We start from the raw sequence: 16,929 nt of genomic DNA, 5'->3' as shown, positions 1-16,929 counted from the left end.
AGAGCGGAAGGATTTAGAAGTCATTAGAGGGAGCCATAATGACTCGAAAAGATTGAATATCAGCCCTAGAGCTATATATGTGAAATGACCTTAATCTGTATTTTTTTTTAGCCTTCCAGATTACTTTATCTATTCTTCCTTTTTCTTCTCTTTCTGTTGTCCTTTCTTCCTTCTCGGTGAATAGTAACAACTACTGAACTGCTTGATTCTTTTATTGGAGCTCTTTTGTCGCTTGATGGTATACTTACTATTGCAAGCACTTGCCTTAAATTCATTTTAGTACCCTCTCTTTTGTTAGATTGGGTGACCAAAAAGCAACTAAAGAAGCAATAGAAAATAAGTTTAGAATCACCCAATGATTGCTTTTTAAGTAATATATGGGCCCTTCACTTATCCACCCTTTGGATGCTTTATAGGCAAGCTCTCAAAATATATTTTTTTAAAAATTACAAATTTTCGCATTATTTTGAAAATCTATATTCTCAATAATAACGAACTTTGTAATACTTAGTCGATACAATTATTATTATATTCACAATCATTTGCATAAAAAAGCACAGGTTATAGCTTACACTATTTCCTGTGTTTTATATGTTATTTGATTTTTAAATCATATCCCATGTTAAAATTGTATCTTCTGGTAAATCTCTTGTAACTTTTCTACCTACTACAATTTCAACATATTCTGGAGAAATACCAGTTCCAGGTCTTTTTGGCATTAAATCAGTTTCTTTAATTACTTCTCCTGCTTTCATATCTCTAGTTAATACTAATGATCTTCTAGCTTCTCTTCTTGGAGTTAATTCGCAATCTAAAACTGTTTTTTCTGATGATCCTAGTACACTATCAATCCATTGGAAATTTGAAATAGCTTTTTTAAAATCGTCTGGATCTCCAGAATGATAATGGTCATTTCCCGGCAATGTTTTATCTAAAGTAAAATGCTTTTCTATTACTTCTGACCCAAGCATATATGCAACAGCCAATGTCATCATTGCATCATCAGGAGCTACATGATCAGAAAATCCTACTTTTACATTTGGGAATGTTTTCTTTAATGTTTCAATAATTTTTAAATTTGCATTCTTTGGATCAGTTGGATATGACAATACGCAATGTAAAATTGTAATATCATTATTACCAACTTCAATCATAGCTCTAATTGCTTCGTCTACTTCAGATAAGTAAGCAGCACCAACTGATACAATCATCTTTTTCCCTTTTTTAGCAACATGACGAATAAAAGGTAAATTTGATAAATCAGAAGAAGAAATTTTATAAAAATCTACCATATCTTCTAAGTAGTCTGCTGAAGCGTAATCGAAAGGAGTTGATGTAAAATCTAATCCCTTTGAATGTGTGTAATCACACAATTCTTTATAGTCTTCTTCATTAAATGAATCATGCTTTTGAAATAATGCATGTTGTGTTTTAGTTGGCTCTTTTGATAAATCCCAATAAGCAGGTGAGTTTTTGGATACAATAGTATCAGCTTTATATGATTGGAATTTTGCACAATCAACACCTGCTTCTGCTGCTTTATCAATATACATTTTTGCTGCCTCCATTGGAGTTATATTTAGTGCTTTTGCTGTATCATAAAAATTAACTCCCATTTCTGCAATTAAATAAGGTTTTTTCATTGTTTTTTCCTCCATTTTCTTTAAAGACCTTTAATTAAACTAATTACTCTTTTTCTTCCACCACGTAAATCATGACTTAATAACATACTGTGGTAATGCTCTCTACCTTTTTTCGACATCTTTAAATACATATCTAAAGTGCCTTTTATAACTTCATCATCAGGATTTAAACCAATATAACTAAAACCATTTTCATTACATACAAATCCATGTTTTTCTTCCCTTTGATTTTGAGCCATTGAAATAGATGGAATTCCTAAAATTGCTAGCTCATACCCCGTTCTTCCTCTAGAAGTAACTCCAATATCACACGAACTCATTAATTCTGGCATATTTAACACATCATATAATACTTCGATATTTTCATATTTGTTATATTCTAATAATTTATCAACATTGTATTTTGCTCTACCCAAAACAACAACAAATTCATAATCTTTATATTCGTCCTGACATACAATTTCAAGTAATCTATCAGAATAATTTTGAGGATCAGCTCCCCCAAATGAAATAAATACTTTTTGCACCTTATCTTTTATTTCTATTGGTTCATAAAACATAAATGTTTTAGCTGAAATATAATATTTTTCCCCCGCTTTTACTTGAGGTAAAGAATCATCGTGATATAACGCATTGAATACTAAATCGGCTTTTAATATACCTTCTCCATCATCTTCAAAGTTAATTATTTTAGCTTTTGGTAAGACTGATTTTAATCCAATCATGTAATCAATAGTTGTAATCAAAATATCATTTATAAATATTGTATATTCTTCTTTTTTACATCGTTCAAATAAATCTGCAATTCCATTTACCGGGATTAAATTGTGTGTAGTTTCTCCAAATACAGTTGGGTCTGTCTGATTTAAATCATAATATATATCTGGCTTAGAATAAAACTCATCAGCCATTTCTAGTGCCCTATATATATGCCCTATTCCTCTTTTGTTATTACCATTTACATAAATCGCTACTTTTTCACGTTCAAGAGTTGCAGCAACACTTCTTAAATCTTCAAAGTTATCTACATCTTGAGATTCATCTTCTGGTATTTCATAAACATCAACCTTAGCACCAATTCGTGTATCAGGTGTTACAACTGAAGCTTTAGAAATTACAAATGCCCCAGTCTCCATATAACATGGTGGTAAATATTGGCGATTTAATCTTTCTGTGTAATTTGGGACTTTTTTTCCATCTTTTTCTCCCCATGACAGATGTGGTGCATTAATAGCAGAAATAACTGTATCTAAATTTTTATCAATAGCATATTTAATCGCACAGTCTAGCGTTTCCACTCTTAATGTAGGTGAAGTAGGCTGCATTGTTACAATATAGTCCCATTCTTCATCAGTGACTGCATCTGCGATAACTGAGTCTAATGTCACAGCATCGCCACATAGTTTAGGATTTCTAATTTTAACCCTAGCGCCCATTTGCTCACCAATTATTCTAACTTGATCTGAATCAGTGGTAATTATTACATCCGTAATAAATTTTGAATTCAGTGCATTTTTGATTGAATAATATATCAGAGGGTGTCCTCCTACAATTCTTATATTTTTATTTGGAATCCCTTTTGAGCCTGCCCTCGCAGGTATAACAGCTAATATTCTCATATCAAAATATCCTCCTTGCTTTCATCTTAAAACAAACTTTTATTTAATTTTAATTCATATAGTATTTTAAATCCAATTAAAACTGCTAAAACCCATCTAATAATCGCAAAATCAATAAATAGATAAAAAATACACACAATTACTAAAATTTTAAATATATTAGTATAATAAAATTTAGGTGTAAACATATACTCATTATCACTAATTTTTCTAGCACAAATTTCGTGAAAAACAAATAATAATAAATAGGAAAGTAGTGTAGCTACAGCTGCTCCAGTAGCTTTATATTTAGGAATCAATAATAAATTCAGTAATATATTACACACTGCAGATGCTGTTGTTCCAATTGCAATCAGTTTAGTCTTCTTATGGTATATCTCGTAATTAACGGCAAACGAATACAAAAACACAAAATATGTTGCAAGAGCAACTAATGGAATTAGATATATTCCTTTCCAATAAGAATTATCGGCAAATATTTTAACAACCTCTGGCGCTAATAAAATAAACCCGAATACCAGATATGTAAAAAAATTATTGTATTTTTTTGCCCTTGAACACAACGTTAAGTTATCATTATTTTTTATATAGTCATAATATATTGGAACCCAAGTATTATTCAATGCAGTATAAGTCGAGTTTAATACATGAACAAATGTAACGATAAAACTATAAATTCCAACTATACTTGCATCACTTAAAAGTTTTTGAATCATTATTTTATCTGTTTGAGATAATACTATTTGCGATATACCATGTAACATCAACGGCAAACAAATAGGAATACAAAATTTCCAATATTCAATTTTTTTTGTAGACGGTATACCACGTTTAAATATAGAAAGTGTGGAAAATATTGAACAGATAATATAAGGCAAAGCAAGACCAATTATCCTACCATAATAATCAGGTATTAGATTTTCCAAAACATTCATACCAAGAAAAGAGAATACTATCATCATTATAGATAAAAGGAATGAAATAACAAATGTATTTTGAGATTTCTTTAAATAAACATATTTTATACTTATAAAATTAAAACAGAACACTCCATATCCATGAAACACCATTAAGAAAATAAGTATTGGGGACAATTGTGTAAAATTTGATATCTGTTTAATAAACAAAATAACTATAACTAGAATCACAAGCAGACTACCAAGCGCTAACAATAATATACTATAAAGATAACTATCTTGTTCTTTTTCATCAATATGAACAAACGCCGGACCAATTGTACCTTGAACATTTAAACCAACAATAGCTGCTATAAAAAGTAAATAAGCTTGATAAATGGAAACAATACCATAATTTTCAGTTGAAAGGAATCTTGTAAAAACCATTACTAAAACAAAATTAGTTCCATTTAATACAATTTGAGACATTATATTAAAGAAAGCTTGTGAATTTATACCATCTTTTTTCATTTACTCACTCCTCCATATTTATTTTTATAACGAATTAACATTAACTTTTTCTTTTTTATAACTAGCATTTTATTATTCATAAATAAAAGATATAAATATGATAGAAGCGATATAACATCGGTAATATCAGATAATACAAACATAGTCAAAAATGTACGTTCAATCATGAAAAATCGCAGTAAAATTAACGCTTTAATGTAGTCTCTTTTAGTCAAACAATTTATAAATCCGTTTATAGTTTTTACAATAATAAATCCAATAAAATTCGAAAATAAAATTAATCCAATTGGGCCAAAATAATAATTTATTAATGCCATGCCAGCCTCAGTATATCTTGATCCTGTAGAAAGCTTAAAATCAACCAATTTATTAGGAGCGCAATAGTACATCATTTTATAGATACCATAATCAGCACCAATATTATTCGAAACAGAATTATCTTGAGAGAACGCACTACTTATTTCTTCGTCAAATTCTTCAGGGTGTATTTCTCCGTTTGACAATTCGTATGATTTCCACCATAATTGCCCTTGCTGAGCCGCTCTAGTTGATATATACTCAAGCGACGTAAAATCACTACTCATTTGAGAAAAATAAATTGTAAAAGCAATCAATAGGGTAAATATAATTACTAGTAAACCAGTTACTCTTTTAATATATTTCTTTCCTTTTTCGATCAATTTATTGCTATAGATTAAAAGGAAGATACATATTAAAGTAAAAAATGGTCCAAATTTATTTCCAGTCCACAAAGCATAAAAAAAATACAATAATATTGTAATTGAACTAATCACCCTTTTTCCATTTATAAAATACAAAATAGGAAATACTAACAATAAAGGACTTATATTCGAAATAATAGACCATATGCCAGAAGGCTGGTAATACATAGAATATGCAAACCTATCTATACCAAGTAAAAAAGCAGGATACTTAATTACTTTAAGAAACATTAATAAAAATATTAAGCAAACACCCCAAACAAATATTCTCAATATTTTAATTTCAGAATTATTCAACTTTAAACTATCACTTAGATTTTTGATTTGTTTTCTTGTATCAAATATTCTAAAAGATACTAATAAGCACCAATAACCTAGTATTAACAATGGAAGCGATCCAACGTACGAGGATTCACATTGTAGTTCAACAAGATATAAGTTAAAAAACTCTATTACCGTAGTTCCTAGTATAGCGGAGAAAGCAATAAATATAAAAGCTAAATACTTAATATAATATAAAATATCTATTTTTAACAAATATATACAATATGCACCAAACCCAATCAGAGAAAGTATAGATGACCATTCACTTTCAGAAAATAATACGCAAGATGTAAACAATAAAAATAAAATACATGTCAAGGATATTTCTTCACGACTAATTGTAATTCTACATTTTGTGTTCATGTTTTCTCTTCATATCTTCCGTTTCATCTAGTATTGATACTAAACTACTCAAAAGTTCTGCTTCTGATTCAGGTATAATAATTTTTCCTTTATTTTGGTATACTCTTTTTATTTTATCAACTATGGGCTTAAATCGTTTATCTATCACCGTTTTATCTTTAGGATTAAATAATTTATATGTAAATATAATCCATGGTTCCTTTCCATACATTAATTTAGGGATTAACTGAGCAGTTGAACATGAAGAAATTAGTACATGATCATCTGTAATTGCCATATTACAAATCAATTCCCAAAGTGTAGATGAAGCATCAATTTCAAACATAGAAAACGATTCAGCACAATCTCTTGGGTGTAATCTAATTATTCCTTTATCATAAAAATTATTCAAGCAATTTTCTATTGACTTCTTACACTCTGTTGGTTTGACAAATAATTCTTCCAGTGGCTGCGTTAAATATACAAATTTCTTTTTATTATATTTATCACCATGTTCTTTTTTGTAATTAAATATATCAGAAATCATATTTTGATAATTTTCATTTGCCTCGTTAATTCTAATCAATTTTTCCTTTCGAAGTGATAAACTACACTCACAAAACTCTTTATTGTTTACATATAAAACTTCTGGGGAAATATTTTTTGTTGTCCTTCCCAATATTCTCCAAATTAAATTTAATTTGTGATCATGAACAATATCTCCAGTATAGCTTCCTAAACCATCATCATAGGCTATCGTTTTTGCATTTTTAAACACCCTTGTTAAAGCCACTTCTAATTCTGTGCCCGATGTAATTGTGATATAATCATAATTTTTATTACTTTTTACCCATTTATCTTTTACTATACTTCTAATAAATAACGCAGGGAAAGACGCTTGAAGAAAATCATTGAATAAATATGAAATTATTTTATTTTTGTTTTTAAGATTATATTCAAAAATGTTAATAACAATGTTGTATTCTCGTATTTTACTCAAAATTGCGTTTGTTTCTTCGGTAAAATTTCTAAAATATAGATCAATTTCATCTGATTCACTTAAATGATTGCACAATAAGTTGATTGCATTTAAAGTTTGATACGGAGTTGCACAACAAATAGCATATTTCATTATAAATTACCTCCGATTCTATTCTTTCATTTTTCTTTTACGATATTTACTCCATATCAACTTATACAAAGGATAACTAACGTTTAATATTACAACTGCGACTTTATCCCTTGTAGGAGCTTTTTTATCACTTAAAATATCAAAAGAGTGGCTTTTTACAAATTTAATTATCTCTTTTTTTTCTTTTTTGTGAGTTGTAATATCTAACATTTGATTTAAAGTACTAAATCTAGCATAAACCATACGTCTTAAAACAGCACGATTTAATAATGGGTATTTTTCAACAACATCTGCAGACATTTTATCAGTCATTTCTAGCAACTGTAATTTATTTTCATTAAAATTACTATTGACAATGGAATTAGAGCGAATTACATAATTGTATTTAGACTCATAACCAATTGCAATATCCTCACTTTGAATCATAAATAAATATGTAGTTCCTATATCTTCAAATATTTTTCCTTTTGGATATCTTATTTTATCGAACAAAGAGATATGATAAAGCTTAGCCCAAGCAGATGTATCAATAACATCATTATATAGCATTCTTTCCAATGCTTTTTCAGCACAAAGAATTTCTGATCCATCTAAATTTAATTCTATTACTTTACCATTGCTATAACATATTCTATGTTGACAAACCGACATTTTTGTGTTGTATTTTTTTATTAATTTAAACAAATATTCAATGTAATCAAGATCAACATAATCATCCGGATCAATGCAAGCTATAAATTCTCCACTAGCTCTTTCTATCCCATAATTTCTCGCGTCTGATAATCCGCCATTTTTTTTATGAAAAACCTTCACTCTACCATCAATTTGTAAATAATCATCACATAACTTAGCGCATACGCTATCAGAGCCATCATCTACCATAACAATTTCAATATTTTCATAAGTTTGGTTTATTAAGCTTTCCATACATTTTGGTAAATAATTCTCTACGTTATATAAAGGTAGTATGATTGATATCAAAGGTGTATTTAAATTCATATAAATTTCTCCTATCTCTGATCAATAATTTTTAGGCTCATTGACATTAATCAGAAAATTTATCCATTTGTTGGTTTTGTATTTTCTTACTGTAAAAAAATTTACATATTGCTATGAAATATATTGTCAACAAGATTTAATGACATGCTAATAACTTGATCCATATCATAATATTTATATTCGCCGAGCCTTCCACCAAAGATGACTTTTTCTTCTTTAGAAGCTAATTCTTTATATTTTTGATATAAAGAACTGTTCTTTTCATCATTGACTGGATAATATGGTTCATCCCCTGGTTTCCACTCAGAACTATATTCTTTTGAAATAATTGTTTTAGGTAAATCATTACCTTCTTCATCTTTTCCAAATTCAAACCATTTATGTTCAATAATACGTGTCCATGGTGTTTCTTCATCTGTATAATTTACTGCTGCATTTCCTTGATAATTTGGTATATCTAATACTTCATTTTCAAAGCGAACAGATCTGTATTCTAAAGTGCCTAAAGAATAATTAAAGTAAGCATCAATTGGTCCAGTATAAATAACTTTATCAGCTAACTTATCTAATTCTTCTTTATTTTCTAAGTAATCTACACCTAAGCGTACTTCGATACCTTCTAACATATTTTCAACCATTTTAGTATATCCACCTACTGGAATACCTTGGTATAAAGCATTGAAATAATTATTATCAAAAGTTAATCTTACAGGTAATCTTTTAATTATAAATGAAGGCAAATCTTTACAATCTCTTCCCCATTGTTTTTCTGTATATCCTTTAATCAGCTTTTCATAGATATCACGACCAACTAAAGAAATAGCTTGTTCTTCTAAGTTTTTAGGTTCCCCTTTGATTTCTTGACGTTGTTCTTCTATCTTAGCCATTGCTTCTTCAGGTGTAACCACACCCCACATTTTATTAAATGTATACATATTAAAAGGAAGTGAATATAATTCTCCCTTATAATTCGCTATAGGTGAATTTGTAAAACGATTGAATGTAGCAAATTGATTTACGTACTTCCATATTTTTTCGTTATTCATATGAAATATATGAGCACCATATTTGTGAAAGTTAATACCTTCTACTTTTTCTGTATAAACATTTCCTGCAATATTTGGACGCTTATCGATGACTAATACTTTCTTACCTTTTCTTTTTGCTTCATGAGCAAATACCGCTCCATATAAACCAGAACCAACTACTAAATAATCGTACATATACATAATCACCCTTTCAAACCAATTTTTCGTTTAACAAAATTAAATCCTTTTACTAACCAATTTTGTTTTTCCATAAAGATATAAGGTAAATCTTTATACTTGTAATTTTTAGTATAAAGCCAAACATCTAATAGTCTTTCACTTACAAAACCAAAAACTCTTGCATCATTAACACTATAGTTTGAAATATCAAGTCTATTTTCTAATTCAAATAAAATGTCAAATAACCAACTACAATATTCATCAAATTTATCTTTTTTCATAATAAACATGTTAAATCTATGACCAATTGTACTTTTCATACTTTCATCAAACGCTTTTAAATAATTAGGATATTTTCCCTCGATTATTTTTCTAGTTTCATCCAAGTCGATAGCATGATGAGCATGCACATATTGATTATAATTAGTTTCTATAAAATAATTTCTTGGTTTAGGCAGTAAAATATCAACATCTTTTAGCAATTCTTCAACTTGTTTTTTTGTAATTATGCTTTCTTTTTTACCACCTTTAATTTTATTTAAACAAAAATGTCTTCTATAATGCGCCAATCCAATAAAATCTGCATCAAGGTTTTTCCAAACCCAGTATAAACCAGTAAGTTCACAATAGTTTGCATTTTTTTTGCTTATATTCTCTCCAACATTATCCTTTTGATACCCAAGATCTAGTGTTTTGCCTTCTGCTCCAACATGAATTGGTAAATACATATCATCTTGTGGCATCCAATACTTTTTGTGTGTTGCAATAATAATTTTAATATTTGCCAAAATAGTATCTCCTACTTTAAATACTCTCTATTACAATCTTCAAACCAATCTTTGAATGATTCTTCTAAAGTCCAATGAAATTTATATCCAGAATTCTTTAACTTATCCCCATTAATATTTGTACTAATCATTAATTTCTTAACTCTTGCCGGATGAATTCCAACTGCTTTTCCACCAAGTGGACCAACAATTCTAGCAACAAACATCAAGAATTTTCCATTAACACTAGGATTCCAACTATTCATTCCTGTAGCCTTTTTCATAGTTTCGCAAATTTGTTCAATATTGTAAGCTGGTTCAAATGTACAATTCCATACACCTGATTTTCCACTTTCTAAACTCCACATAAATAAATGTACTAATTCTTTAACATAGATACATGCTTTGATAGTGTCTTTTCTAGTGTAGAAGAAATAATGCTTTTTGATTCCAGAGTAAAGACGCGTCATATTTCCATGCTCACCTTTACCATAAACAATACCTGGGCGAACAATTACAAGTTGCCCTTTAATTTTTTCTGCCCATTTTTCATGGATTTTTTCCGCAACAAGCTTACTAATGCCATATGCAGTATTAGGTGTTGGAAGAGTTTCTTCAGTTTTTAATTCTTCAGCTGCACCATATGGAGCAATTGATGATGTAAACAAAATTTTCTTAATTCCATGTTTTTCACACCATTCAGTTACGTTTTCAGCACCTCTAATATTTGTTTCAAAATATTCACGGTCTTCATGACCAGGTGTTCTATGAACTGCTGCCAAGTTAAATACAATATCATTTTCAGTTGTTTGAATATCCCACTCGATAGTTTTTCTAACATCTACTCTTTCGTAAATAACTCCATCATTTTTTTCTACAATTCCAGGCACAACACCTTCTTCACCTGGCATTACAATATCTAAATCGTAAATATTTGCTTCTGGATTTGTTTCTTTCAACAAATGAATTAAATGTGTCCCAATAAAACCAGATCCACCAAAAATAATATAATTCATAACATCCTCCTCAATCAATTAATTATAATGACTATATTTAGCTCATAAATTTGGGTGAAATAAGCTAATCAGAAAGTCATCCCTTCATTATCGACTTTTTCACCCTATAACAGTGTTCTTTTATTTAGTGTAGATATACGTAATAGCGCTAAATTATTACTTAAAAGGTACTCATTCCTGGTACCTTTGATTATATCTACGAACCCATGAACCGTTGCGATACATCTCTTGCCGAACAGCTTTGGCAGCCACGACATTGCACATGGTCCCTCTGCGTGGAAGTGAACCACATCATATCTTCCAAACACAGCTTTTAAAGCAGCAAAAAAAAGACGAATTCATTGCAGCCAAGCCCTTCTTATCAATCGTACAGACTGATTTAAGGTGAACACCCTTGTAATCGCTCAATGAGCTATCATCGAATTCTTTGCCGCTTACATGATGTCCTTTGCGATTATAGCAAGTTACTTGATGACCCTGCTCAACCATCCGGGTAGATAATTCTTCTACAACAATTTCAATTCCGCCTCCTCTCGACGGAATTCGTTTATGCCCCAATATTGCTATTTTCACTTTTTCATTCGTCATTTACTATACTCTCCCAAAAATAGTCCCATAATGGAAGCTTTTACTTTCATCTAAAACCATCCTCAAAACTGGTTTTGAAACTTTTTCTTCTTCACCCACGACAAAAAGCGGGTAGATTTCCTTTATCCGCTACGACATACCTACCCTCCTTATGTCGACCAAAAGTCCCGGTTTACGCTTTTTGTTTATTTTTCGGGTAAGAAAATATGAACTAAGAGACGAGCCTTTCATTCTCTGCTATCTCTTGTCCCAATTATAGTCATAATTATATTAAGATTACTGCTGGCTATATGGAGAAATACGAAATGGATTACACGAATTAAGAAAGTATCAATTGAACATAGATAATGAACAAGTTACTAAATAAAAAGGCCTACTTGCCAAAGTAGACCATTAAACAAATTTCTTTGAACTCTGGTAAATTTCGTTGATCTTTTGAATAATGAAAGATATACGCAGTAGTATGACCGGAATCAATGTCAGGAATAAAATATTTTCAAATTTAATTTCCATCTCTTTTTCTGAATTATCTTTCCATGATAATGAAGAATCTTTTCATTACTCAAAATCTTTCTTGGATTCTCCTCAATCAGTTGGAATGCTATAGTATTTCCGAATTCTTCTTCAAGCAATGCTTTTGCTTCTGAGAGTAGACAAGGTCGATGTTCGTTATGTGCATCACTAGCCACAAAGCTAACAAATCCATGTTCGATCATAGAAACAAGAGCTTTTTTCGTCTCTTTCTTAAACAAACTGTTTTGGTTAGCTTGTAAATAATATCCTTCATTCAGCCAGCGCAGACAGAAATTTGGATCTTCCTGAACATATCGATACCGTTCTGGATGTGCGATAATGATTCGATATCTTAGTGCCAGCTCATAAAGAATTTCATCATATTCATCTTTGTAGTCTCGGAATGGAAACTCGACTAAGATATAATCTGATTCAGCTAAGGTTAAGATTTCACCCTTTTCTAATAGCTCCGGTAGATCAGGATGAATATAAAGCTCATTTCCTAAATGAAGTTTAATAGGACCTTTATAAGCTTGTTTCAGTTCATTGAATCGTTGTACAAGCTCTGGCGCTTTTGTCCTGAACTCTCCATTCTTCATAAAATGGGGAGTTGTAATCAGTTCTGTGATTCCATCTTGTTCAGCCTGCTTCAATAAAGAGAGCGATTCTTCTAAGCTCTGACTTCCGTCATCCACTCCTGGAATCAAATGACTATGAATATCGATCATTTCTTTTTATCACTCTTTTTCGTAATGGATGAAATGATTGAATTCTTCTTTTTCTTCTGTGTTGTCTTTTTCTGCGTATCACTATATCGATAGCCATAGCTGTTATAGTATTTTCGCTGAACAGGCATCATGGTCATGACAATTCCAATGACATTCACTTGTGTCTGTTCTAACTGATCTTTAACTCGAAGCAATTCTTTCCGATCATTCCGATTCGAAGCACAAACTAAAATCGTTCCATCACAGTATGAAGCTGCCACGATGCCATCCGTCACCAATCCAACCGGCGGGCAATCTAGTAGAATTAAATCGTATTCTTTCTTTCTCTCCTCGATGAATTCTTTTAAGGCGTTCGATTGGATAAACTCGGAAGCAAATGGGATCTTGGTTCCCGCAGTGATCACATCCACGTTTTCGTAAGGTTGTAATACCACTTCTTCAAATTCAGCCTGATGACTAATGATATCAGAAATACCCTTTTTATTCTTTAACTTCAGTTTCTTGTGAATCGTTGGCATTCTTAAGTCTAAATCAATAACTAAGACTTTCTTCTGTAATTGGGCATAAACCATGGCTAAATTAAGTACACAGGTACTTTTTCCTTCCTGGGCAGTCGTTGAAATAATGTTGATGACCTTCATATCCCGATCGAAGTTCCGCATGAGAATATTAGTTCTCAACGTTCGATAAGCTTCGGATGCAGGCGCATCCGGGTCGATTAAGGTAATCAGTTCGTCGCCAACTCTCAGCATTACTCAGCACCTCCTGTTCCATGCGTCATATCAGGTATTAAACCGATTATCGGATAATCAAAGATCTGTTTCATTTCTTCTTCAGTCCGGATATTTCTGTCATTTAATAAGAGATAAACAACAATGCAGCCATCAATAACGCAGCCCAATAAGAAGCCAATCAGAGTATTTTTAATATTCGATGGACTGGATTTTTTCTCTGGAATCTTTGCGGAATTTAAAACAGTCACATTTTCAATATTCATAATAGAATAGATCTTATCTCGAAATACATCCACGATCTCATTCGCAATCACTGCGGCTTCTTTTGGATCTTTTGACGTTACCGCAATCGTGATGACTTCCGTATCTTTCACTGAGCTGATCTTAACGATCTTCTGATATCCTTCCGTATCTAAGTCTTCTAATTTTAGATTCTGAATTACCTCATCGCTGATTGCTTCACTCTTCAAAATCTCGCTGTAGGTATTCACCAGCTTTTGTGATATCTGAAGGTCGTTATAGCTGATCTGTTGACTATCTGGATTGGATTTCTGGACAATGATCAGCTTTGCTTCCGCCGTATATTTTTTTGGTATCAGAAACAGTGTGATCAAAGCCGCTACAATCGAAGCGGCCAGAATGATCAGTGCGAAAGGTTTGAAATGTTTTTTGATGATTTCAAACACTCGCGACAAATCAATTTCAATTTCGTCATTCTCATTCATTTTTCTTTTCTCCCTTTTCTCTCTCACTAAAAAAGAACCTTATTCAGGTCCTCCGAATTTCTCATAGATTGACTTCTCAAGTTCAATTACCTTTGTACTTGGCTGATAATTTTCCATTTCATAGATGTTCTCATGAATATCCTTCACCATCTGTTGATAACTATCCATTACATACAATGGACTGAAATCATTATATTCTACAGTTTTGTAGATGGCTTCCATTCCAGTAGAAGGAATCTGGTATTGATCAATATGTTTTAAATCAAAGGTCAATAAATTCATAATATAATTCTTAATTTGATCGTTAGTCAGATTCGTTTCGATCCAAGGCATCATGTCTTCAACGATATCCATCAGTTCCCAGAAGTTCTTCGTTCTGAGTTCTGTCAGGATGACCATAATGACGGTATTCTGACGTTTCATGCGATGAAAGTCATCGTCAATAGTCCGGATCCGGCAATACTCTTTCACTTGTTGACCATTCAGATGATAGACCCCATCATCACCGTCAATTTGTAAATCACGAATCTTTTGATGCGTTTCTTCGGCTGTCAGATAAAGATCAATTCCGCCGACTAAATCGACCAACTTTACCGTTGCTTCAAAACTGAATCCTACATATTGCGTAATATCCATATCAAAATTCGAATTGATCGTCTGAATCGCTAACTCAGGACCTCCGCGCCAATGGGCATGATTCAACTTATCATAATCATTGTAGGGTTCAGGAAGATAGACTAGAATATCTCGTTGCAATGAAGTAATTTTGATTTTCTTCGCGTTAAAATCTAAAGAGATAATCTTTGTCGCATCGGACCGCTGCATTTCAGTGTCAGTCCACTCGTTCCAATCCTGATTGTCGGAACCGAATAAAGCAATATTTACAATTTTATGGTCCTGCACTTGATCTTTAACTTCCTGATTTACCAAAGCTTCTTCATCTGTCAGTTTCTTTGAACGATTTGTTTTGTTTAATAAAGAATCTACATACAAATTTCCGCTGATGCCAATCACAGCGATTAAACCTATTAACGTGCACGCTACAATCAACAAAATCTTTGTTTTGTTTCTTTTCTGTTTTTTTTTCAATTTTGTCACATCCTTGTCGATTAATAAAAAAAGGTAGGCTTCGCCACCTCAAGCTTCCGATGAGTTTGTAAAAATAACCATGAAACTGAATTGGAAGTGCCCATGCAACTATCCAAATCAAATTCAATCACTTTGTTTAACAATCAATCCCAAGTAAAGCAACATCATCTGACCGCAGATCTGAAACTGAACCTGCGCGGTTCGCTGATGCCGGTCAATCTTCTTTATCCGTGATTCCACCCCTTGCAAGGGTCCGGATTCGACAATTAATTGCTTCTCATTTAAGACGCCGGTTGAAATCGGAATTACGCGCTGTTCATTCATTAATGAATTTAGAAAAAGCCGTTCATCTTCCTGGAGGAAGAAATATTCTTTTTCTTCTAAATGAATTAGCTGGGATAAATCGGAATGCTGAGAAAGCCATTCGTTGAACTGTTTTGTAAATTCAGCTTGAGGGAAATTACTGACAATCATGATCGTTCCTGGAAATAACAACCGCTCTACCCAGGTCACCAATTCCTGCTTTTTAAAATAACGTTGTTTCTTGGGCAGAAAAGCTTCGAAAGGTGAGCTTTTCATCAATTCCAGGACATCTTCTTCATGCTGCTTTTCAACTTCAACAAAATACCAGCGCATCACATTGCCCCCTTTCTTAAAAGGACAATTTGCAACGTTTTCAACAGAATCTTGAAATCCCACAACAGGTACCAGTTTTCGACATATTCTTTATCCAGTTCGCAGCGGTCGTGGAAGCTGAGATCACTTCGCCCCCGGACTTGCCACAACCCGCCTAAGCCGGGTTTGACCTGAATAATCTGATTATAATATTCGCCCATATCTTCTTTCTCTCGCGGCAGATAAGGACGCGGACCGATCAACGTCATTTCACCCTTCAGAACGTTGATTAACTGCGGAAATTCATCGAGCGACGTCTTTCTAAGAAATTCACCCGCAGCGGTAATGCGCGGATCCTGTCTTAATTTTTTATGTATTGTATATTCTTCCCGGATCTTGGGATCCGTCTTCATCAACTGTTCAAGGACGGCTTCTGCATTCGGAATCATCGATCGAAATTTGATCATTTCAAACGTCTTGCCATCCTTGCCAATCCGTGTCTGTTTAAAGAACACCGGGTCATAATCGCCTTCCTGATGATTTTTATGGCGAACATAGAAGTAAAGCGGAATCAGAAGCAGACATCCGACAATCCCCGCCAGAATATCGATGAGACGCTTAATCCCTTTGCCGATCCATTTTTTAATCGATAATGATACCGATATCCTTGTTCTAAGCTCGATGCTTTCACCTTTGGTCATGCTGCTCCCCCTCTCTCGATGGGAATCAGTTCATAAA

16 protein-coding genes are annotated in these 16,929 nt (G+C 32.1%); all 16 read right to left on the bottom strand.

Annotated features, from left to right (window positions below; translation table 11 throughout):
• Window positions 1-605: 605 nt before the first annotated feature.
• A complete protein-coding gene (locus DWY25_RS11020; protein ID WP_117895277.1) occupies window positions 606-1,643 on the bottom strand; it encodes an N-acetylneuraminate synthase family protein in 1,038 nt (345 codons plus the stop codon).
• Between the two features lie 20 nt (window positions 1,644-1,663).
• Complete coding sequence (locus DWY25_RS11015) at window positions 1,664-3,262, bottom strand: cytidylyltransferase domain-containing protein (RefSeq protein WP_117895276.1); 1,599 nt, start codon at window positions 3,260-3,262, stop codon at window positions 1,664-1,666.
• Window positions 3,263-3,288: 26 nt separating this feature from the next.
• Window positions 3,289-4,689 (bottom strand): lipopolysaccharide biosynthesis protein, encoded by a 1,401-nt coding sequence (locus DWY25_RS11010; RefSeq protein WP_117895275.1) that lies wholly within the window; start codon window positions 4,687-4,689, stop codon window positions 3,289-3,291.
• A complete protein-coding gene (locus tag DWY25_RS11005; RefSeq protein ID WP_117895274.1) occupies window positions 4,686-6,098 on the bottom strand; it encodes a DUF6418 domain-containing protein in 1,413 nt (470 codons plus the stop codon). Before DWY25_RS11005 ends, DWY25_RS11010 begins: the two co-directional genes overlap by 4 nt.
• Complete coding sequence (locus DWY25_RS11000; protein ID WP_117895273.1) at window positions 6,082-7,209, bottom strand: polysialyltransferase family glycosyltransferase; 1,128 nt, start codon at window positions 7,207-7,209, stop codon at window positions 6,082-6,084. The genes DWY25_RS11005 and DWY25_RS11000 overlap by 17 nt, the downstream gene beginning before the upstream one ends.
• A gap of 18 nt (window positions 7,210-7,227) precedes the next feature.
• Window positions 7,228-8,208 carry a glycosyltransferase family 2 protein gene (locus DWY25_RS10995; RefSeq protein ID WP_117895272.1) on the bottom strand — a complete coding sequence of 327 codons (981 nt, stop codon included), beginning with the start codon at window positions 8,206-8,208 and terminating at the stop codon, window positions 7,228-7,230.
• Window positions 8,209-8,309: 101 nt separating this feature from the next.
• A complete protein-coding gene (glf, locus tag DWY25_RS10990) occupies window positions 8,310-9,431 on the bottom strand; it encodes a UDP-galactopyranose mutase (RefSeq protein WP_117895271.1) in 1,122 nt (373 codons plus the stop codon).
• A gap of 8 nt (window positions 9,432-9,439) precedes the next feature.
• Entirely contained in the window at window positions 9,440-10,204 is a 765-nt protein-coding gene (locus DWY25_RS10985) for a DUF4422 domain-containing protein (RefSeq protein WP_220412943.1), read from the bottom strand.
• 11 nt (window positions 10,205-10,215) lie between these two features.
• The gene (locus DWY25_RS10980; RefSeq protein WP_117895270.1) at window positions 10,216-11,199 is read right to left on the bottom strand and encodes an NAD-dependent epimerase/dehydratase family protein; all 984 of its coding nucleotides are present in this window, start codon (window positions 11,197-11,199) and stop codon (window positions 10,216-10,218) included.
• Window positions 11,200-11,490: 291 nt separating this feature from the next.
• A complete protein-coding gene (locus DWY25_RS10975; protein ID WP_220412942.1) occupies window positions 11,491-11,787 on the bottom strand; it encodes a hypothetical protein in 297 nt (98 codons plus the stop codon).
• A gap of 479 nt (window positions 11,788-12,266) precedes the next feature.
• Entirely contained in the window at window positions 12,267-13,028 is a 762-nt protein-coding gene (locus DWY25_RS10970) for a tyrosine-protein phosphatase (protein WP_117895269.1), read from the bottom strand.
• Window positions 13,025-13,780 (bottom strand): CpsD/CapB family tyrosine-protein kinase, encoded by a 756-nt coding sequence (locus tag DWY25_RS10965; RefSeq protein WP_117895268.1) that lies wholly within the window; start codon window positions 13,778-13,780, stop codon window positions 13,025-13,027. The genes DWY25_RS10970 and DWY25_RS10965 overlap by 4 nt, the downstream gene beginning before the upstream one ends.
• Window positions 13,780-14,514, bottom strand: coding sequence for a YveK family protein (locus tag DWY25_RS10960; protein WP_244925968.1), 735 nt, complete (start codon window positions 14,512-14,514; stop codon window positions 13,780-13,782). Before DWY25_RS10960 ends, DWY25_RS10965 begins: the two co-directional genes overlap by 1 nt.
• A 12-nt stretch (window positions 14,515-14,526) precedes the next feature.
• On the bottom strand, window positions 14,527-15,585 hold the full coding sequence (locus DWY25_RS10955) for an LCP family protein (RefSeq protein WP_117895266.1): 1,059 nt from the start codon (window positions 15,583-15,585) through the stop codon (window positions 14,527-14,529).
• A gap of 114 nt (window positions 15,586-15,699) precedes the next feature.
• Complete coding sequence (locus tag DWY25_RS10950) at window positions 15,700-16,275, bottom strand: transcription termination/antitermination NusG family protein (protein ID WP_147336686.1); 576 nt, start codon at window positions 16,273-16,275, stop codon at window positions 15,700-15,702.
• Complete coding sequence (locus DWY25_RS10945) at window positions 16,212-16,892, bottom strand: sugar transferase (RefSeq protein ID WP_117895264.1); 681 nt, start codon at window positions 16,890-16,892, stop codon at window positions 16,212-16,214. Before DWY25_RS10945 ends, DWY25_RS10950 begins: the two co-directional genes overlap by 64 nt.
• Window positions 16,893-16,929: the final 37 nt, after the last annotated feature.

It is taken from the genome of Holdemania filiformis (assembly GCF_003459085.1).
Classification (GTDB): domain Bacteria; phylum Bacillota_I; class Bacilli_A; order Erysipelotrichales; family Erysipelotrichaceae; genus Holdemania; species Holdemania filiformis.
This window is presented reverse-complemented; position numbering and strand designations above follow the sequence as displayed.